The sequence below is a fragment of the Oculatella sp. LEGE 06141 genome (genome assembly GCF_015207605.1).
Taxonomy (GTDB): Bacteria; Cyanobacteriota; Cyanobacteriia; order Elainellales; family Elainellaceae; genus Oculatella.
The window spans coordinates 1-20,936 of the sequence record NZ_JADEWO010000082.1; the positions used below are offsets into that span (position 1 = coordinate 1).

11 protein-coding genes are annotated in these 20,936 nt (G+C 49.7%); 4 read left to right on the top strand and 7 right to left on the bottom strand.

Going from position 1 to position 20,936, the window contains the following annotated elements; all coding sequences use genetic code 11:
• Positions 1-142: 142 nt before the first annotated feature.
• Positions 143-973 carry an NAD(+) diphosphatase gene (gene nudC / locus IQ268_RS29325; RefSeq protein WP_193886528.1) on the top strand — a complete coding sequence of 277 codons (831 nt, stop codon included), beginning with the start codon at positions 143-145 and terminating at the stop codon, positions 971-973.
• A 57-nt stretch (positions 974-1,030) separates the two neighbouring features.
• Here nudC and IQ268_RS29330 read toward each other — a convergent pair whose 3' ends face one another.
• The gene (locus tag IQ268_RS29330) at positions 1,031-3,445 is read right to left on the bottom strand and encodes a PhoD-like phosphatase (protein ID WP_193886529.1); all 2,415 of its coding nucleotides are present in this window, start codon (positions 3,443-3,445) and stop codon (positions 1,031-1,033) included.
• A 1,537-nt stretch (positions 3,446-4,982) separates the two neighbouring features.
• Between IQ268_RS29330 and IQ268_RS29335 the strand changes: the two genes are divergently transcribed.
• A complete protein-coding gene (locus tag IQ268_RS29335; protein ID WP_193886530.1) occupies positions 4,983-5,720 on the top strand; it encodes a hypothetical protein in 738 nt (245 codons plus the stop codon).
• A gap of 73 nt (positions 5,721-5,793) precedes the next feature.
• Here the strand turns inward: IQ268_RS29335 and IQ268_RS29340 are convergent, their stop codons facing one another.
• Positions 5,794-8,934, bottom strand: a complete 3,141-nt coding sequence (locus IQ268_RS29340) for a PAS domain S-box protein (protein ID WP_193886531.1) — start codon at positions 8,932-8,934, stop codon at positions 5,794-5,796.
• 687 nt (positions 8,935-9,621) lie between these two features.
• On the opposite strand from IQ268_RS29340, the gene IQ268_RS29345 reads away from it, so the two are divergent.
• Positions 9,622-12,447: a GAF domain-containing sensor histidine kinase gene (locus tag IQ268_RS29345; RefSeq protein ID WP_193886532.1), complete on the top strand. Its 2,826-nt coding sequence runs from the start codon at positions 9,622-9,624 to the stop codon at positions 12,445-12,447.
• 10 nt (positions 12,448-12,457) lie between these two features.
• Here the strand turns inward: IQ268_RS29345 and IQ268_RS29350 are convergent, their stop codons facing one another.
• Both IQ268_RS29350 and IQ268_RS29355 read right to left on the bottom strand, forming a co-directional pair.
• The gene (locus IQ268_RS29350; protein ID WP_193886533.1) at positions 12,458-13,810 is read right to left on the bottom strand and encodes an FAD-binding oxidoreductase; all 1,353 of its coding nucleotides are present in this window, start codon (positions 13,808-13,810) and stop codon (positions 12,458-12,460) included.
• A gap of 155 nt (positions 13,811-13,965) precedes the next feature.
• The gene (locus IQ268_RS29355; RefSeq protein WP_193886535.1) at positions 13,966-15,447 is read right to left on the bottom strand and encodes a cytochrome P450; all 1,482 of its coding nucleotides are present in this window, start codon (positions 15,445-15,447) and stop codon (positions 13,966-13,968) included.
• Positions 15,448-15,570: 123 nt separating this feature from the next.
• Here IQ268_RS29355 and IQ268_RS29360 point away from each other — a divergent pair, with 123 nt between their 5' ends.
• Entirely contained in the window at positions 15,571-16,626 is a 1,056-nt protein-coding gene (locus IQ268_RS29360) for a YheT family hydrolase (RefSeq protein WP_193886537.1), read from the top strand.
• 33 nt (positions 16,627-16,659) lie between these two features.
• Here IQ268_RS29360 and IQ268_RS29365 read toward each other — a convergent pair whose 3' ends face one another.
• From IQ268_RS29365 to IQ268_RS29380, 3 genes are all read right to left on the bottom strand, one after another.
• The gene (locus IQ268_RS29365; RefSeq protein ID WP_193886539.1) at positions 16,660-17,820 is read right to left on the bottom strand and encodes a PAS domain S-box protein; all 1,161 of its coding nucleotides are present in this window, start codon (positions 17,818-17,820) and stop codon (positions 16,660-16,662) included.
• A gap of 801 nt (positions 17,821-18,621) precedes the next feature.
• On the bottom strand, positions 18,622-19,659 hold the full coding sequence (locus IQ268_RS29370) for an AI-2E family transporter (protein WP_193886541.1): 1,038 nt from the start codon (positions 19,657-19,659) through the stop codon (positions 18,622-18,624).
• Between the two features lie 950 nt (positions 19,660-20,609).
• A partial coding sequence (locus tag IQ268_RS29380) for a DDE-type integrase/transposase/recombinase (RefSeq protein WP_193886543.1) occupies positions 20,610-20,936 on the bottom strand: 327 nt, incomplete at its 5' end.

The following is a 20,936-nucleotide window of genomic DNA, read 5'->3' on the forward strand; positions in this document are numbered from 1 at the left end:
GGTTAGGACAATGTGGGGAAACCTATCAATTGGCTTATGCGTTAGGCGCTCTGAGAGTGGTACGGTCGTGATGTCATTTAAGTTTGCTTGGCAGACTTTAGCCTGATGGTGCGAGGATATGAAGGGAGTTTTATCGAGCAATATGCGTCGAACATTTATTCCTGGTATTGTTTCCCCTCACGATCTCTCTGAAGCGGCATGGTGGTTTGCGTTTAAGGGTAATAAGCTGCTGGTTCAAGTGGAGGAGAGGATAAGCATCGTGCCAAAACTGAAGGATCTCGCTGATATTGGTTTGATGCCGATACGCACTCAGTTTTTGGGAACGATCGATGGTGAGCCGTGCTACTCGGCGGAACTGCCAGGTGATGCGATCGCTCCTAATGGCATGGGTTTTAAGGGATTGCGTGAGCTATATGGCCTTCTGGATGAAGGTTTTTATACGCTGGGTGGTCGTGCTATTCAAATCGTTGAGTGGGATCGCACGCACCAATACTGTGGTCACTGTGCCACGCAAATGACTCAGCTTCCTCATGAACGGGCGAAGCGTTGTCCGGCCTGTGGACTGGTTAACTATCCTCGACTGTCACCTGCCATCATTGTGTTGGTTCATCGCGGTGATGATGTTTTGTTAGCACGAGCGCATCGGTTTCCGCCCGGAATGTATAGTGTCCTTGCCGGATTTGTGGAGCCTGGAGAGTCGCTGGAGGAAACGGTGAGCCGCGAGGTGCAAGAGGAAGTGGGTATTCAGGTCAAAGACATTCGCTATTTTGGCTCTCAACCCTGGCCTTATCCTAACTCGCTTATGATTGGGTTTACAGCAGAGTATGCTGCTGGTGAGATTGTGGTTGAACCGGAGGAGTTAACCGAGGCCGCCTGGTTTCATAAACATCAGTTGCCGCAAGTTCCGCCCAAGATGAGCATCGCCCGACGGTTGCTCGATTGGTTTGTAACGGCACATGAAACGGCTGATTAACGCGCGGTTGGCTAAATGTCTTTGAAGTGGATGGTATTATGGCTTGTTTTTCTGGCTCTACCGTTTCTCTTGCGGCACCATTTCATTGAGCCCCAGGGGAACTTCATAGCGGCTAGAGACAATGCTGTCGGGCTTCCAAATTGGATACCAGTACAGGTCTTGCGTGACCGATCGCTGGGTGATGTCTGCTGACCAGCTAAGGTGAACAATACCCAGGTTATTCACTCCAACCACTTCTCTGCCGTCTTGAATCCAGCGGTTGCGCCAGAGTAAAGCAAGCCAGTCGGTGAAGCGTTTTAATGCGGTCATCTGAGCCTCATGGTGTAACCGCAGCCACAATACCTGCCGTGCCCAGGAAGCGGTGTAAGCGGGTTGGCGTTTAATCCATTCAATTTGGTACGTCCAGTCGGGAGGAGCATCATGACGCTTGGCGGCGATCGCCCGTACCGTTTTCACTTCTGCCACATCGGGCGGATTCGACCACCCTACCCATTTACGATTGGCTTCTGGCAGCAATGACTTCAATTTAGTATGAACAATTCGGGTTTTAAGTTCCGCATTGCTAAATGCGCTGGCTGTTAGTTGCGCCAACACACAGGCTTGCTCAATCTCCTGTGATTCGAGCTGTGCCGGGTCTTGCAGCCCATCGGAAGGATGTAGCCAGTACTTAAGCCGCACAGCCGACCCATAATGAATATCGCCCGACAGGACAATGACCTGATCGCGCTGTTCAAACAAAATGCTTAACAGTTGGGCAAAGGCAGACTTGTGAATGTTCCAGGCATCGCCCACATCATTCTCAAATACCTTGCGCTGTTTCAGGTTCCAATGTTGAATCCAGTCAATTAGCTGCAAGCCCACCAGGTTAGTAGGCGCAACCACCAGCGTTGCTTTAGCACTGGCATCATCAGCGCGCTGCGATCGCCCACACTGCTGCATCGGTTGCCGGATCTGCTGTTCAAATGCGGTTGGGCTAAGCAACATGGGTGGAGCCGTGGGCAACGCATCCCCAGCAGGGTAGCCGCGCCATGTGCGCGTATCTAGCACGATAACATCATGCCCCGTACTGCGAATGGTATAGTGCCAGGTCAGGGCAATCGGGTCGCGATCGAGTACAAAAACATCACCATCCAATATTAGTTTGGGTAAACCCGTCAGTGCATCTGATTCAGGTAAACCCAGGTAACGGGCGATCGCGTCACTGGCAGTATCGTCTCGTCCGCAGGTGTTTGACCATTGAGCCGCTGCGGTAAGCAACTGTTCACCCACTTGACCCGGTTGAAATTGCTCAGGCGTGTTCCCCCATCCTTGGAAGATGGCATAGGCCAACATGCCATTTTGCACCGTGCGCCGTCCTAGCGGTTTTCCTAACACGCGCAGACACCATGCCTGATTCAGATACCAGTCATCACTAATGTCGTGATCATCAAAGATCATATATGTGGGCACATTGGCCAACAGCCGCCGCACTTTGTTAAGCGAGTAAGCAAACTCTTGTAGCTCTCGCGCTTCTTTATTCCATGTCTTTACTTGTTTCGCGTCGTCATAAACTTCGCGCCCGTCTGGAAACTCCTCCGGCCACAGCGTTTGTGACCAAAACAACAGGTAGGTGGTGCAATATTCGCCAAACCCAAATAAATGGCTTTTGGCTCGTTCTGGTTGTTTCTGTAATCCGGCTGTCAATCCACCTTCTGCTTCAGCAATTTCGCTGCGCTGTCCCGGTTTGAGTTGGTTCGGCGTTACATACGTGCTGCCGCTGGTGGATGAATGGGCGATCGGCAACGGTTCTTCCCAACCCAGTAATGTATCACCAGCCTCCGTCAACAGCAGCAGCAGCGGGTTAGCTACATCATCTCCATAAATTTGGTCGCCAGTAAAAAAGAGTTGATGAGGTCTGCGAATCGGATCGAGAGCCGTTTGCTCAATTAAGTCGTCCAGAATGGGCAACGCGTCCAACCCTTCTCCTAACGGCTTTCGACACGAACCATGAGCAATACGGAGGTGGTTTAAATCGGTTGGCGGTAAGGCAAAGGTGGGTAAACCATGATCAAAATAGCTGACCTGTACCGACAAAGCGGGAGAGTTGAGCGCTTGCTGCAACGTTTGACGCGATGCCGCCTCCCCAGTCTCCCCATTGTTGAATGCCTCGACCCGATCCTCGTCCAACTCAAACATCAGATCATAGGCATAGACTTGCTGCGCGTGCAGCCGATGGTCTGGAGCGGCTGCCGTCACCGCAACCACATGTAAATGCTCACCAAGCCGCACCGTCGAGCGATCGCCCTCCATTACAGGAGCGTGAATCCTTGAGCCATTGCCCTGTTCCGTGGCATGAATCGTCAACACCACCTTGCAGGGCGATCGCAGAGCAACCCAAACCGTGACAGAATTCGATTCAGTTCGTCGAAGAATCGGACCTGCCAGAATTAAGGGCAGTTGATTCAGGCGATAGCTAAGCGGAATCCAGGGCATAAGTTAAAGATACAAATCCAGTGATGAATAACTTGGCGCAACCTTAGACCAATCACGCTACATGCTAGATAGAGTATAGGCGGTTGCGGTTCACAAGACTTCAGGCATTGCCATTTCTACCATAGATTCCTCAACTGTGGAGACTTCCACAATCCAGTTTCTAGTTCAAAACCCGCTTGAGGCTTCCGGATTAAGAGGATGTCTTAAAAGTGCTAAGCTCCAACTCGAACCGCCCCCTAATCCCCCAATTCTGGCTTCGACGTGAGCGCTCAGCCGAACGGGGACTTCCGAATCAATTCTGTTTCAAAGTCCCCCAAAACTGGGGGATTTAGGGGGCTAATTTAGAATGTTGAGCTATTCTTCAGACACCCTCTAAGGGTTTAGCGCCTGCGGCAAGCCACAAAAGGGGCGATCAGAGCCATGACCGCTCAATGATGCATCTATCCATTCGGCAACGCCCCTTTCTTAGCGTTGAACTCTATTTTCCGTCTTTGCCCCCCTTTGCTCTATTTCAATTCAGTCGGATTTCTTGAGCGTGGTTTCCTCTTCAACCGTACTGTCATTCGATCGCGGCTGCAATTTGAACAACATGTTTTATCCACTGGACATTCTTTGAACCTGGCTCGTTTGCGGCAGGGAACACTCAGCGAGTCAACCTATGCAGACAGACACCCCCCTAAAATCGCCAACAATAAACAAAAAATATGAGGCAGAAGCGTTACTTCAAAGAATGTCTGATGGTTGCCTTTGACGCTTATTCAACTACCAGCGAGCCGAGCCAAACCAACATTCAAAGTCATATCGATCGCACTCAACTCTGAAACTCAGGGCAAAAAATAGCTGTTGATTGGAATCCGCGATCGCCTCCGGCAAAATGACAGTATGCTTTGCCCTGTTTCTCGGCTATTTTTTGCAGCCAGCCGCGCAAACTGACTGCCGCTCGGTCACTCAGCCATCCAACAGAAGAGCAAAGCGGATAGGAACAGCTCACACAATGTTCTCTTGAAGCAGCCAATGTTGAGCGATCGCCTCCAGCCCATACCGTTAAACTGCTCCTTTTTCACTTGAAATGCAGGGCGCTAGACGTCAGCTTGATGGTTCAAAAAAGAGCGGACGATGATCAAATTGCCAGATGCCATCCATCAAAATGACAGCAGAAGTAAGGGAGGGTTGGAAGCCAAACAACTAAGCTATCTGTATTTCCCTATGTAAAGAGATGCATAACTTTCATCATTTCAGGGCAAATTGTTGTAGACATCTCACTTCAACTGCTATATTGAATGGCTAATGCAAGAGTTTATTGATTCGGTGCGATCGTATAGATAAACCGCTTGCGAACGACCTTCAAAGTTTTCCCACGCTATTCTTTGAAACGAACTTGATTAAACCTCCCGGGTTTAGTGAGAATTTCACTCAATCGCACTTAAACGGATGTAGTGAAACGATCACATCACTTTTTCAAGAACGTTTTCTGGGTTGGGTGCGGTCGTTCATTGGTCTTTCAAACCACAAATCCCTAATTGGAGGAATCCTACGAATGCAAGATCTACATCAGGCTAATCACACTGATACCACGTTAACCAAACTTCTAGATGTTGATTCAACGCTGGCTCAGCAAGAAGCTCAATTGCAAAGCCAATTGCAAGAGATTCAGGCAAAACGCAAGAGCCTTGAATCAGTCATTTCAATATTCTCACCGTCTGCTCCGGCTCCGGCATCTGTTGCAGAAGTGCCTGTTGAAGTAGAGCTACCCGTTGTTGAAACGAAGAACGGTAAATCTCCGGAAGCGGCTCCTGTTCCTGCAACAGAGACAGCTCCCAAGCGAGGTCGCAAACCCAAAGCAACCTCGGAGAAGGCAAAGGTACCTGCCAAGGCTCCAAAGACAACAACCTCCAAATCGTCTACTGATGCGGCCAAAGCAGACCCTAAAACCAAAGCGCCTAAAGCCTCCACTAAAACTTCAGCAAAGGCTTCCAATAAGGTCGCCCGGCGATCGCAAGATTGGCAGCAGTATGTGCGAGATGAATTTAGCAAAACCTCTCTGCCTGAAGCGGTTTCCAATGTGCTGCAACGCCAGTCTAATGATGTAGTTGGTATCCCCGAGATGATTGATTCCATCTTCCTGGACGAGATGCCCAAACAGGTTCGCAGCAAGGCCAGTAACCGTATTTCCAACATTTTGTCCACCGGATTGAAAGACAATAAGTGGTATCGCGGTAAAACCGGCCATTACAGCGTCTCGCGCAATGCAGCAATTGCGGATCTGGCATCCTAGGCGTTTACGGCCATTACCCATTGCATGAAGGGCGTTTTACCAAATGCCCTTCGGCTTTTCAAACAGAATGTCGTCACGGGTCTACAGCCGCCGCCGTTTGGGGTATAACCACCGTAAAGGAGGTGGTTAATTCAGCGCTATTCACCGTAATGGTTCCACCCAAATGGTCTACTAGCTTTTTTACCAGCGCTAATCCTAAGCCTGTTCCACCCTGTTGCCAGCGATCGGAACCAACCACCCGGTAGAACTTTTCAAAGATATTAGGAAGTTCATTCACCGGAATTTCACTGCCAAAGTTGGTGACTCGAAACGTGATATGCAGGTTGTCTGCCCAAACCTGCAACACAATCTGCTCTTGAGGGGGAGCGTATTTACAGGCGTTATGTAATAACTCAGTCAAGATGCGGCTTAACGCCTCACGATTCGACCATACAAGCGGCAACCCATCTGGGATTTGGATGAGTAATCGCTGATGGCGAGCCTGTGCCCGCTCGTGAAACAATGTGGTCAATGGTAAAAGCCATTGATCCAGTTCAATCCACTCGGCCTCGGTGGAATATTCGTTAGCTTCTAGCCGCTGTAAATCAAGCAAGTCATTGATCAGGTTGATTTCGCGATCGCATTCTCGCCCCAACACAGACAAATATTGCCCCACCCTGGACGCTGACTCATCCTTTTGCGGGTTCGTTTCTGCCCCCGATGCATAAAGTGCGGTTGACTGGTTAAGCGCCAGACTCAACATTTGAATCGCCATCTTCATAGTAGTAACAGGCGATCGCAACTCGTGAGACACGGTACTCAGAAAATCGTCTTTAAGCTGATTGAGCTTTGCCAATTCCTTTACCTGCGCCTGCGCCGCCGCATACAAGCGTGCCTGCCGAATGGCGATCGCACAGTGGTTTGCAACCTGCTGCACCACCTGAATTTCTTGTTCACTAAATGCTTCTTCTTTCAGCTTCGAGAGCCACAAATCTCCCAAAATGCCCTGATCGTCAAAAATGGGACAGGCCAAAACAGCGCGCCAGCCTTGAATGGTGTGACAATCGCAACAGTGCAGCCATTGATGGTTCAACAATTGCTGATAGCAAGTCGGAAAATCGGCCATGTTCCAGACCGTTCCCTGCATCTGAGGCCGGGTTGAAGCACCATACTCATACCGAACCGTTGACGTTCGCTGGGCTAAATCATAAACTGCCGTATCGCAAACAATCAGGTTTAACCCCAGCGCCAATTCTTGCACCGCTGTTTGTAGAATCTGATGCTCATCCAAACTGTCACGCACTTTGTCAGTAATGCGATTCAGCAAGGCATCAAATTTGCGGGCTTGCTGCAACTGTGCCGTTCGCTCCTGCACCTGATATTCCAGAGTGGCATTGAGCTGCTGCACCTGACGATAAAGTTCAGACTGCTGAATGGCGATCGTCAACTGATCCGCCACAATACAAGCCAGGTGAACCTCTGCATCTTGCCAGGGTGAGAACTGCTTGTCTCGCATTAACGTCAGGCTGCCCCACGGCACTCCACCCATATGTAACGGCACCATCAACCAGGCCGTTGGCATCAACGGCAACAGAGCGGCATTTGCCTCATCATCAATCAGTCCGGTGTCGTTAATTCGAACGATTTCTAGCCGTTTTAGCTGCGCGGCAATTGGGTTGGCTTCATCCGCAATGTTGAAACCCACCAGGCTGGAGTCATTTTCGTTTTGCCGATAGTTCGCCAATACTCGCCAAACCTGTTGCTCTGGTAAGTATTGAACAATATTGACCTGCTCAACCTGAAACAGTTTGCCAGCCTCATTGGCTGTGGCTGTAAAAATATGGTCAAGCTCCAACGACTGGCGCACCGCCTGAATCACGCGGTTCAACGCCTGTTCTCGCTGGATCTGATTTTGAATTTGTTGTTCTGCTCGCTTCCGCTCAGTGATGTCTTGAAAGTAAACCGCTAAGCCATCGTCCATCGGATACGCATGGACTTCAAACCAGGAGCCAAGAGTCGGGCAGATCTCTTCCAGCGCTATGCTCACCTTCGTTGCAACGGCACGATGAAATTCTTGATAAAACAGCGAGTCAGGCGACTTGGGAAACTTATCCCAAAACACCTTACCCCACAGTTCATCGTGACTACATTGAAGCAACTGCCCCGCTTTGGGATTAAGGTAGGTGATTCGCCAATCCTGGTCGAGGGTGAAGAAAGCTTCTGTAATGCTCTCTAAAATGCTGGTCACTTTTTGATGTGAAGCTCTCAGGTCATCTTCTACCTGTTTGCGATCGGTAATGTCTTCAATGGTGCCGATGTGTCCTTTTATGTCGCCCGTCTCCGACCTTAACGGCACAACATGAATTTGAACCCAGCGGATGCCGCCATCTTGATGCCGAAACTGAAACTGCTGAGAACAGGTTTGACCCGATTGAATCGCCATCAACCAGTCTTCCATCTCCCACGTTTGATCTAACGTCTGAAGGCACTGCGTCCAGGTTTCTACCAGGCTTTTCGCGGCTGTCCATCCACAAATCTCCTGCCCCTTCGGATTGATATAGGTGTACCTGCCGTTGGTATCGGTTGTAAAAATGCCAATGGGTGACGATTCACTGAGCGATCGAAACCGCGATTCACTTTCACGCAGTGCCACCGCCATGCGTTTATATTCAGCGACTCGATAGTTGAGTTCCCGGTTGGCAACAGCCAGTTGATCGGTGCGATCTAAAACGGTTTGCTCCAGAGCCGTATTCAGTTGATGCAGTTCGGCCTCTGCCTGTTGACGCTTCAAAATTTCGGCTTGAAGCTGAGCATTTTGCTGCGTTAGCTGCTGTTGTAGGTGATAAATAGCGAGTTGATTCTCAATGCGGGCAAAGACTTCCGACAGTTGCAGCGGTTTAGTAATGAAGTCTACACCTCCCACCGCAAATGCTTGCACCTTGTCGAGCGTTTCAGTAAGAGCGCTTAGAAAAACTACTGGAATCCTTTGGGTTCGCTCAGATGCCTTCAACCGCCGACAAACCTCATAACCGTCTATGTCGGGTAGCTTGATGTCGAGCAAGATTAAGTCTGGCAAGGTGGTTTGCACCACTTGAAACGTCATTGCCCCGGTAGTCGCTTCACAAACCCCATACCCCTGATCCAGGAGAGCATCAGAAAGAAGACTCAGATTTTCTGGTGTGTCGTCAACGATTAAGATAGTTCCTTTCGCAGCGCTGTGCAGAGTCTCATTCATCAACTTGGTTCACTTGAGGTCATTGGCTCGGTAGTCTTTCACTGGTAGCACTCTTTCGCCCCCGGAGATAAGGCGCACTATTTGGAATCTGTAGGTTTGAATCTACATCAGCCTGTGTTATTACAACTGTCTATTGGGAAGCATGATGATCTGAAACGACCTTATTTTCTATATTGCCCCCAATTGACTTCAATACAGGGGATCTTCTTTTCTGTAATAGAGCAATTTGCGAGGAAATGAACTGTCGGTTGCGACAGTCATGCTAGTGGTCAGGATCTGGAACAACCGCGATCGCCCCAATCACAGATCTGCCAACGCCGACTGCCATCCGTCACCAGCCTGCAATTTGGCATTGCTGAATTACGGTATGAATGCGCTACATCCCCTTAGCAACACCTGCCATTTTAATAGGGAAACTTTACTGAAACGGCTCTCTCAAAACCGAAGCCAGATCCACCCCCGGCGATCGCGTATCACCGTTGCTAAACCAACCGTGCGCCTTTCAGTAACAAACCACAAAGAAACATCTCCCTTTATTTCGACTTGTATAATTAAATACAAGATGTGTAATCATCGGATGGATAGTCTACTGGCGTCATCCAGACCTGTCGCAAATGCTTTGACCGGGGTAGAACCATACCAAACGACACAGCAAGCAATATTGAGTTTTGCTAAGGGCAGTTGGCTATGAATTTCGACGACCAGCTAACATGGCTTTACGGTAGTGCTGAACCACAGTCTGTACCTCGATTCCATCATCTTTTAGAACGTGTTTCCTGTGAAGTTGCAGCCGAGTCAATGTACAAGTTGCCTCCAGAGCCTCAGAGTTCACTGTATTTGCAGCTCAGCCTCAACGGTACGATTTTGGCGATCGAGCCGTCTAATGTATCCAGTTTTAGCAACCATCCGACGGACGACCGTGTTGGCACGCCTGTATTCACCCTGGTTCATCCTGACGATCGCGATACACTGAAACACGCACTAGATACGGTGGCAAAGCAACCCACCTGGCAGATCAGTCAACCGTTGCGCTGTGGCACACCCCAACAGCACCAGATGCAGCAAGCCACTGTTTCTGCTCATCCGCAGCAGGGCTTGCTGTTGTGGATCAGGCCATTCCACCCATTAGCAGAAAGCGATCGCCCGTTGCGGGCTAAACCAGAAACAGCGCTGAAGCGGGTCAACCAAGCATTAGAAGACAACCTAGATCGAACCAGTGCCTTGAGGTGGGCGATCGCGCAACTGCAAGCGGAAGTCATAGAACGTCATCGCATAGAACGCTCACTGCGAGAACAAGAACAGCTTTTACGCAGCATTTACAATGGCATCGAAGAACCCATTTTCGTGGTGGATATTACCGAGCCGCAGCAGTTTCGCTATGTTGCCTCAAATGCAGCCCATGAGCGGTTAACAGGTCTGTCCACTGAAGACCTATGTAATAAGACACCAGACCAGATTTTTTCACCGGATGCGGCTGTTGCCGTTCGTCAACATTACGAAGATTGTGTTCAGGCTGGCGACTCCATTACCTATGAAGAATGCTTGCCGTTTGACCAACGCCAGACATGGTGGTTCACGACCCTCCATCCGCTGCGCGATCGCCACAATCGCATCCATCGCATTATTGGTACCAGCATCAATATCACGGAGCGCAAGCAGGCCGAGAAAGCCTTACAGCAGCAGGTTGAGCGGGAACGGTTAGTTGGCGACATCACCCAGCGCATCCGCCAATCGCTGGATATGGAAGCGGTACTCAATACAACAGTAGCGGAGGTGCGCCAGTTTCTTCAGGCCGATCGCACGCTCATCTTACGCATTGAACCTGACCTGAGCGGTACGGTTGTAGTGGAATCGGTTACCCCAGAATGGGCACCGCTGTTGGGGACGCAAATTCACGGAGCCTGTTTCATTGAAGCCTTTGATTGGCTCAACCAAGAAGGTCAGGTTCAGGCGATCGACGATATTCTCCAGGCTTCATTGACGGTTGAGCAGCTTAACGGCTTCAATCAACTTCAAGTCAGGGCGGCCTTAATCGTACCCATCTTACAAACCAACCAACTGTGGGGATTATTAGTTACCCATCAATGCTCTGGCGCAAAACACTGGCAGTCGCCAGAAATTGAGCTATTGCAGCAGTTAGCCGCTCAAGTGGGCATTGCCATCCAACAATCCGAACTGTATCAGCAGGTGCAGCAATTTAATTCACTGTTAGAATCCCAGGTGCAAGAACGGACTCAACAGCTAGAACAAGCCCTGGCTTTTGAAGCGGTATTGCAACGGGTAACAGAGAAAGTGCGCGACTCGCTAGATGAGACGTTAATTGTGCAAACGGCAGTACAAGAGCTGGCTCAAATTTTGCAGGTGCGCTATTGCAACGCAGCCTATCATTCGCCCGATCTATCTCAGGTGGGAATTTTATACGAAACGTCTGTTGTGCCCTTCAAGTCTCAGGTGCCGCTGTTGCCAGTTCCCGAATTTCTCCAGGTGTATCAGCAGATCCATCAGGGAGACTGTACCCAGTTCTGTACCGCAATTGCGGCTTCAACCCCAGAGCGCTTCGTGCTGCTGATCTGCCCCATTATTGACGAGCAGGGAGTGTTGAGCGACTTGCTGCTGCTCGATCAGCGCGATCGCGCCTTTTCCACGCTGGAAATTCATCTGGTTAAACAGGTGGCAAACCAATGTGCGATCGCCATTCGACAGGCGCGGCTCTATCAGGCAGTGCAAACCCAGGTCGAAGAACTGGAACGGCTGAACCATTCCAAAGATGACTTTCTTAACACGGTGTCTCATGAGTTGCGATCGCCCGTCGCCAACATGACAATGGCGCTACAAATGCTGGAGTTGTCGTTAAGGCAAACCCATTTACCAGATGCAGCAGCCGTCATGCTAGATCATGAAAATGCGCCTCAGACTCATAAAATCAGCTTGTATTTGCAGATTTTGGGCAATGAGTGTAAACGAGAGACTGACCTGATCAACGACCTGCTCGACTTACAACGCCTGGAAGTTGGAAAACAATCTCTGTCGATTACTGAAATTCCGCTGCAAACCTGGCTCCCTAAAATTGTGCAACCGTTTGTTGAACGAGCCAACGCCCGTCAGCAGACCCTACAGGTGGAACTCCCCTCCTATTTACCAGCTATTTTGTCGGATGCGGCGGCGTTAGAGCGCATCATAGCTGAGCTTTTAACCAATGCCTGCAAATACACGCCACCCGGCGAATATATTTCAGTCGTCATTGCCCTTGAGCCTGACGAACTGGTGCTGAAGGTCGTCAATTTTGGGGTTGAAATTCCAGCCCATGAGCTGCTGCGAATTTTCGATAAGTTTTACCGCATTCCCAATATTGATGCCTGGAGGCAGGGTGGAACAGGTCTTGGCTTAGCCCTCATCAAAAAACTAATTGAACATCTCGGTGGCTCCATTGCGGTTGAAAGCGCTGCCGATCGCACATGCTTTACGGTGCAAATTCCCTTACTGAACGATCGCCAAACAAACTTGCTGAATTAACTGGAGCCATTTATCTCTCTAACCAGGCTCGCATTTTACCGGGATTGAGCAAGCCATAGGGATCAACCGCTTCCTTAAACTGAAGCTGAACGGGGTCGATCGCCTTCCTGCCGCCGTCTTCCAGGATATAAGTGTGGGGGTTGGCAATGAAGGCACCGTTATCCTCATGGTATTTAATAATGTCATTGAGGCGATCGGCTGTAGAATATCGCACAATCTGCAAAGCCGCCGGCAAATTGGCACCGTTGACCCGAATAAATTCTAAATGCATCATCACTTCATCGCCAAAGTGGTGATACATATGCTCTACCAGCTTCAGCTCCTGGTCGGCTGGAAACAGCGTTTGCAGGTAGGTTAATGATGGGTCAACGCTGCGGGCATGAAGCGTCGTATGGTTCCAGGTATATTCCATCAACGCAATGCCCTTACTGGCATCCTTAGCTGCTTTGGTGTAGGTAATCGTGCCATCGTAGTCGCGCACCAACTCAGCCAGCGGCTCCAGGCAACATTCAGAAACCATTAGCAGGGCACAATGGCGATCGGCTGGAATGTAGCTGCGGAGAGCGGCAAAGTAGGTAGGAACGGGCGTGGCATGAATCGAGATTAGCTTTTTGATGATCCCATCGGAGTCGCTGAGCGCCTGCCCAAACCGCGCCGCACCCATAAAGTCGGAAAAAGTAACAATCAATTCTGTCCAGGGATAGGCCGAACCCAGCGGAATTTCAAGTTCGGTGATAATACCGTTTGTGCCATAGGCATGGTTTACCTTTTGCACCTCATCGCCTCTCAGCTCAATGACGCGAGGTTCATCTTCCATAGTCACTACCCGCACAGCGTGAAGATTGCCGCGATCGCGCAATTGCCCATACCTGATCGAGCCAATACCGCCGCTGCCGCCGCTGATAAATCCCCCAATTGTAGCCGTGCGGTAAGTGGAGGGAGCCATCCGCATTTCCCAGCCCGTTTCTCTGGTACGCTTATCCAGCGCAGCCAGCTTCACACCCGGTTCAACACAAGTTAGTCCGGGTTTAATCCACTTCACTGCTTGCATTCGGGTCATGTCTAAAATCACACCGCCCTCTAGCGGAATGCATTGACCGTAATTTCCGGTACCCGCTCCTCGCACGGTCAGCGGGATTCGTTGCTGTACGCAGACCTTTGCCACCTGTAGCACGTCTGCCTCGTTCGCCGGACGAACCACCACATCCCCAACCTTGTCTGCGAGTTGAGCCTGCAAGATTGGGCTATAGGTGTAGTAATCCTTCGAGAGTTTGGCGACCTGCGTTCGATCGCGAATCACCTCGATGCCGTCCAGAGCAGCGGTAAACGCATTCCAGTCGATTGAGTGAGTCGTTGCTGTCATGACGCTAGATGTTGAAGTGAAGTAGAGTAACTCGTTACTAATTACTGTACAGGCAGAAAAGGCTGCTGAACTGGAATGTTAGCTACATCGCAGGTATCCGATTTGTTTTGTGGCGATCGCCTTCATCAGGCAAAAGGCTCAGCCAGCATTTACCTTCAGGCGGGCAGGTTAACCATATCCCGGATATTTCCCCGCACCCCGCCAACGCCCTGTGTCCATTGCTGGTCGGGTGGATGAACCCGCATCGGCATTCCATGCTTGGGCGACATCACAATTGTCCCGACCCGCTCAATATTGACCTGCGGCACATATTCTAAACGGTAGCGCTGGATCAACATCGCCAGCACCAGTTTAATTTCCATCATGGCAAACCCGGCTCCAATGCATAGACGCGGCCCCGCACTAAAGGGATTATATTCATACGCTGTGGGCGTAATGGTTTCCCAGCGTTGCGGTTGAAATGCCTCTGGGTCTGGGTATAGCTCAGGCATATGGTGGGTTTGGGTAATGCTCACAAAAACTTCTGTTCCCTGCGGTAAAGCATACCCTCCTAGCTCGGTAGGTTGGGACGTGACCCGAGCATTCCAGGGCACAGGCGACAGCACCCGCATACTCTCTTTAACTACCCGCTCTAGCAGCGGCAGTTGTGCCAGTTGTGCCACCGTTGGCGCATCGCCCTGCAACACGCTGGTGAGTTCATCCAGCAAATCAGCCGCGATTTTGGGATGTTGCGACAGCAGAAATAACGTCCAGGTCAATGCATTGGAGCTAGTTTCATGCCCTGCGGCAAAGATTACTCCTGCATGTCCTAAGACTTCATCTTCAGTTAAACCCGTGCCGAGTTCTTCGTCTCGCGCCTGAAGCAACAGCGACAGCACATCGCGCGATCGCCCCCCAACGGCTCGCTTGTGGGCAATCATCTCCCGCATTGCGTCATCTAATTGTGCAATGTAATCGAGGAAGCGACGGTACGGCAACCCTGGTAAATCAAACGGCAGAAAGGACATCGACGGTGACCCCATAATGCTCAGGGTATCTTGTAGGAGTTGACCAATGCTGCCGCCCCGCTCGCCAATATCTTCGCCAAACAGGGTTTTGGTCGCCACTCGCATTGTCAGCAAGCGCATCACCTGGGAAATGTCGCAGGTTTCCCCTACCGTTAACCCGTCCAGTGTTGATTGGGCGATCGCCACAATATCATCTCGATACTGTTCGATTTGCTGCCGATGAAAGGCAGGCATCATCAGTTGACGGTGCTGCCGATGGCGATCGCTGTTGACACCAAATAACCCAACCACAAAGTGTTGCAGCGGTTCCGTTCGGGCAGACTGATCCTTGCGACGGTATAGCCGTCCAGACAGCGGATGCTTGTAGTAAATCTCGTGTTGCGTTGCTACCTGCCGCACAAACTCTGGCCCGTAAACAAACACGGTGCCTGGACAGTGTGCCAAAGACGAGTAGACGTTTGTGCCACCGCCATAGTGCAACGAAACCATCGAACCATAGGTCTGAAACAGTTGCCGGGTAAAGCCAATGGAGTCGGCGACAAACCGCAACACGTTGGCTGTTTTGCCCCACGGTGTTTTGGGATGGGGGCCGGGTACGGTTAAGGTAATCGAAGCGGTGTGAGGCGTCATAGGGCAATCAGGAACAGGGACTTATACAATGTGACAGGGAGAACCCCGACATTACTTATGTTCCCTTAACTATAGGAGCAGATGTATGACGCGATCGCCCAAACCGTTTAAGTCTGGATCACAATGAATCAGGTTGCGTACAGCCCGCCGTGGGGGCTAAGAAATGGTCTGGCTATGACCCTCTATACGGCCTTGCAGGTGAGCCGTCGTTGGGAAACGCTGGCGGTTAATCCGGAACCGCTCTACCAACCACACATCTTTACCGGAGCCAGAGATACCCCTATTTTTGGCAAGGTAGCCTGTCCTCCGCATCCCAAAGGCACCATTATTGGCACCTATGGCATTACAGGCAGCCTTGAAAATCAATGGTTTTTGAAACTGCTGGGACGCAAAGCCGTTGCCCAGGGCTATGCCGTTGTGCTGTTCGACTGGCGGGCGCACGGCAAAACAGCAGAGCTATCTCCGGCGCTAACCTCGGATGGGCTATATGAAGGGGAAGATTTTGTTCGCATTGCCGCCCAGGCCAAAGCAATGGGCTATCCCGCTCCATTTTGGTTTACGGCTTACTCTTTGGGAGCGCAACTGGCACTGTGGGCAGTGAAAGCCGCCCAAACAAGCGCCACATGGGGAGCCGACTTAGGCTTAAACGACACGGATATTGCCGGAGCAGCGGTGATTTGCCCCAGTTTAGATTCCAATCGATCGCTCACCTATTTGGTCAATGATCCCTGGGGACGATATTTAGAACGTGCTATTGCCCGTCAGTTGCAAGCGCTGGCATGGCAAATTCATGCTTATCATCCAGGGGCACTTGATCCATCTGCGATCGCACGAGTGAACAGTATTCGCACCTTCGATCACGAATTGGTGATTCAACGACTGGGATTTGAATCTGTAGAGGCATATTACGATGCCACCAGTCCATTACAGCAGCTCCCACACCTGACCCGACCCACCTTAATTTTGTATGCAGCAGACGACCCCATGTTTGACCCAACGCTGGTACCTGAACTGAAAGCAGTCTGTGCCCAAAACGCAGCGATCGATCTCAGGCTAACGTCCCACGGTGGTCATGTTGGTTATCTCAGCAGCAGCGCTTGCCAGCGTCAGCTCAATGATCCTGATCCGTGGTGGTCATGGAATCGAGTTTTAGAATGGTTCAACCAGCAGCCGTGCTGAAGCACAGCATAAGGTCAAATTCCAGGCACCCTCTCACATCAGAATGATGTGATGATCTGCATTGAAACGGATACACCCTTCTTGCACAAACTGATTGAGCAGGCGAGTGATTGTCACTCGCGTAGTGCAGCAGGCACTCGCTAGCTCTTCATGGGTAAACCGAATGCTCAGTTGAGTGCCACCTGCCATGGGTTGCCCAACCTCTTGCTTCAAAAACATGAGCAGCCCCCACAGGCGATCGCGTACCCGTTGCTGACCCGAAATAGAGAGCAGTAATTCAGTTTGTTGTAGTCGCTTAGCTACTTTTTCAAACAGCTTCCGAGTGAAATCAGGAGAACTTGTGATGTCCTTCAAAGGAATATACGCAAGCTGCACCGTGGAGAGGGCGATCGCCTGGTAAATGGATAACGCTGTAAATGGAGAACCAAACGGCATAGAAGCGCCCACCAACCCAACAAAAACCTCCTTACCCGTTTCGGACAGCGTATTTAGCCCTACCCAACCGTCACAAACCCAGCAAACAGCCTGGGGTTGCAATGGAATCAATTCTCCTTTAGTGAAGACATGAACAGAACCATCCTGACCTAAAAACGGTTGATCGTCAGAGAGGATTGCTTCTGCCTGCTTCTGCGACGTAATGTCATGAATTGACCAACCCAATGAAACCGTCCCACTGGTTGCATTAGGAATGGGGACAGCGGTTAGAACCGCTCTTCGTGCCTCGCCTGTCGCTCGCCATAGCTGAAGTTCCAACGTGTGCTGTTGCTTGCCTTGACTCAACCTTGATAGGTGCGATCGAAACGGTTGGCGATCGGTTTCGTGAACAAATACGGCTAAAGGTTTACCCAGCAAAAACTCTCTAGGTATATTGAGAAGTTTGAGGGCTGCCCGGTTAGCCTGGTAAATCACCCCCATGGAGTCAGTGGCGATAAAGGCATCCGGTGCAAACTCAAATAAATCCTGGTAGTGCTGCCGTTCTGCTTCTACTCTTGTCCGTGTTGCAACCAGTTCCTCATTTTGTTGATGCAGAATTTCGACGGCAACCTGCAACTCTTCAGATACCGTACCCAGTTCCTTTAAAGCGGCAGGGAGCAACTCCTGTTTGGGCGGCGAAGTAACATTAGCAACATGATAGAGATCGCTAACGCGCAGGTAAAGACTTTCGAGTTGATGAATAAAGCTATTAGCAGTCATTATGGAAGCCTGGTTGAAACGACTTACACAAACACAGTTTTTCAAAAGACTGAAGACTAGCAGGATAATTAAGAGGATGTTCGAAAATCGTGTGGCTCTGTCAGGGCACGGTAGTCAGGCCAGTCTTACTTGTAACTGGAAAAACCGTTATCGAAATATCATATTTCTACTGTTACTAAGTAAAAAATCGGAGTTTCACAACCTCTTAAACTATTAGAACATGGCAACAGAAACAGACTTAGCAGAGACAAGATCAGGCTTGCGGCTTTAACGCAAATAGAAGTAAGAATAATTAACGCAACACTCCAGCGAACTAAAACCATTCAGTAATTGGTACCTCTTTTAGCAGTTGACAAACAGTTATATGGTTCAATTTACTGGTTTGCAACAAATAATCGTCCATCTTAAGGCTTAAGTAACCGCATTATTCTCTGTCAAACAATACAAAGCGTACTTACAGTTTATACTCTGATAAAAAACGCGGCCAACTGTGCTAGCTGCACTCTAGTAGGGGAGTTATGCTATCTCAGATCTGGCGAGGATGTCTGTACGCTAGCGCGCCCTGAAAGCGAATTAGCACTATTATTCACGCGCAAAACTTGCAGACGGCTAAGTGGATGAACTATCTGGCAAAATCTGCCAAAAAGTGATTTTTCGATTGGGCGATCGCCATCGTAACCAAACCTGGAAGAGTGTTGAGTGAAACACTGCAAAATCAACCTATCAAAGAAAAAGTGTCAGGCAAGCAGATGGCTGGATTCCTCAAAAAGGATTAAAGACTGCTCGCGTGTAACACGCGGCTTACTTGCTTCCCTTTAAGTCTTCCAGGTTAAGTAAACTAATCACCACACCCGCAATTGGAATGGCTAGAAAAATACCAAATAGTCCTGCGACTCTTGCTCCAATTAATAGTGCCAGGAAGAGAACGACAGGATTCATATTAATTGAACCTTGCATAATGCGCGGCATCAGTAAATTTTCTTCTACTTGCTGAAGCAAAATGCAGATAACAATGACCTGAACACTCAGCCATATTCCTTGAGGTAAAACAATTAGAGCAACCAGGATGACACCTAACGTAGCACCGATACCGGGAATGAGGTCAAAGACACCTGCGATCGCTGCTAACAACAGAGGATAAGGTACTTGCAAAACGACAAACACAATAAAACAAGAACCAGCAAAAAAGGTGGATAGCAGTAACCGTCCCCAGAAAAAACCCAGAAAATTTGCCTGAATGGAGGTGGTTACATCATCACGATGTTCGGCTGGAAACACTTTCATGACGAAGTTCCACAGACGTTCCCCATCCAGCAACATGAAGAAGGAAACAACGGCAATCAGAATTACATCTACCAAATTAGTCAGCATTTGCTGAAGAGTGGCTAACCCAATGCCAATTCCAGCGATCGCCTGCTCCTGTAGTTGCTCCTCAACGGTGCTGAAATCAACTTGAATGTTCCACTGTTCAAGCAGGCGTTCGATTTGCCCTACCAGCGGCAGCAATGTATCAATCAGCTCAGGCGACTGACTGACGAGTTGTTGTCCTTGCGACACAATAGCAGAGCCAAGGGTAACAACTGCTCCGCCCAGAATAATGATACTCAGCAAAAAAACTGTAATGCCAGCGGCACCGTGGGGCAACCACCGTTCGAGCCACCGAACTGGATAATTCAGCAAAAAGGCCAGAATAGCAGCAAAGATAAAAATGACCAGAACGGTTTGAAAATACGCTAGCAGTTGTACAATCGCCCATGCCAGTGCAAACAACAACAGATAGCGAACCAGTTTGGCATTATTGAGATGTTTCCAGAACTCTCTAACGGGGAGTTTGCTCATGTTGAAGAAAATGGCGATCGCTCTGGAATCTTGCTAATTTTACGAAATTCCTGCCTCTATCCCAGGGGTAAGCAACGTTATCGTACCGATTTCCAACAGCGATCAGGGCTGACGTTAATCCGGGCGGACTACCCGATCGTCTGCTGCCAGGTGAAGGTTTAAGTAGCGGCGATCGCTCCCAAAAAACGATAGCAGACCGACAAAACCTTGATTTTCCAGACAAGAACAGAGGCAACAAATTGCTATCTTCAGTGAGCTAGATTGAGACAGGATGGTTAATGTCGCTATCTGTCAAAGAGCAGAGAACCTGGAGCATAATGGGCTAAGGGCAATTGAGGTGTGGCCATATCACTTGCGCTGAAACCGCCAGCCAATCTAACGTCCACTGTTGATGCAGGCGATCGCAGCTCTTGAATTAACAGAAGTAGGCTCACCTTATACTGACTTGATCCATAAGAAGTGTTATCCCAAACGTTTTCAGATGCGACATAAAGTTTACTTCTTTATCTTAGGAATTGTTCTCTGGAGCAGCTTTGGAGCAATCATTGGAAGTCTTAGTGCCAATATACTTAGCTACACTTGGACAACCCAAGCCGCTGTAGTTGGAGTCCTCATCGGTGCATTCATAGGCTCAATTGTAGGCTTGGCTGGACTTTCAGCGTCATCCCAGTTCAGGTTTAGTGCCGTTATTCTTTGGATGCTAGCAGGTTCTCTTGCTGGAGCCAGTATTGGATTTAAGAGCATCATTCTGTTCGGTGGGTATCCCCGTAACAGTCAGGCCGACTTGAGCTTCATCACTTTAGCCCCGGCGGGGTTAGCAGTAGGTACAGTATTAGGCACGATCACCGGGCTGATGCTCTGGAAGTATGAAACTGTCAGATCTGGGTACTCAAATCACTGCTTTTTCCATCACCTCTTATCATCAGAAACTTCCTCTTTCCCATTTGCGATTAGATGGCTTGAAATAGATCCTGCAATTCATTCACTCGTTCGATAAAGTGTGCTCGTTGCTTCGATAGAGACACCAACGCTGCCATTCTTGCTCTGGGTCGCAAAAACTGCCTCACTCCATCAAATGCTTGGCAAAATCGTTTCGCACTCTCAAGGGCTCCAAACCCGAGCATCGGATAGTAACGTTGCTTAATGCCGCGATGACTCTGTTCGATCGGATTCCCTAAACAACCTCTCACTTCATGCTCAACATCCGTTGCCAATTCCTCATCAATTGCTCTGGGATACAAACTCAGCCCATCTGTCACAACTCTTTGTGGTGTTTG

Coding starts and splice junctions, on each gene's coding strand:
- nudC (WP_193886528.1), top strand. CDS start 143: ATGCGTCGAACATTTATTCCTGGTATTGTTTCCCCTCACGATCTCTCT.
- IQ268_RS29330 (WP_193886529.1), bottom strand. CDS start 3,445: ATGCCCTGGATTCCGCTTAGCTATCGCCTGAATCAACTGCCCTTAATT.
- IQ268_RS29335 (WP_193886530.1), top strand. CDS start 4,983: ATGCAAGATCTACATCAGGCTAATCACACTGATACCACGTTAACCAAA.
- IQ268_RS29340 (WP_193886531.1), bottom strand. CDS start 8,934: ATGAATGAGACTCTGCACAGCGCTGCGAAAGGAACTATCTTAATCGTT.
- IQ268_RS29345 (WP_193886532.1), top strand. CDS start 9,622: ATGAATTTCGACGACCAGCTAACATGGCTTTACGGTAGTGCTGAACCA.
- IQ268_RS29350 (WP_193886533.1), bottom strand. CDS start 13,810: ATGACAGCAACGACTCACTCAATCGACTGGAATGCGTTTACCGCTGCT.
- IQ268_RS29355 (WP_193886535.1), bottom strand. CDS start 15,447: ATGACGCCTCACACCGCTTCGATTACCTTAACCGTACCCGGCCCCCAT.
- IQ268_RS29360 (WP_193886537.1), top strand. CDS start 15,571: ATGAATCAGGTTGCGTACAGCCCGCCGTGGGGGCTAAGAAATGGTCTG.
- IQ268_RS29365 (WP_193886539.1), bottom strand. CDS start 17,820: ATGACTGCTAATAGCTTTATTCATCAACTCGAAAGTCTTTACCTGCGC.
- IQ268_RS29370 (WP_193886541.1), bottom strand. CDS start 19,659: ATGAGCAAACTCCCCGTTAGAGAGTTCTGGAAACATCTCAATAATGCC.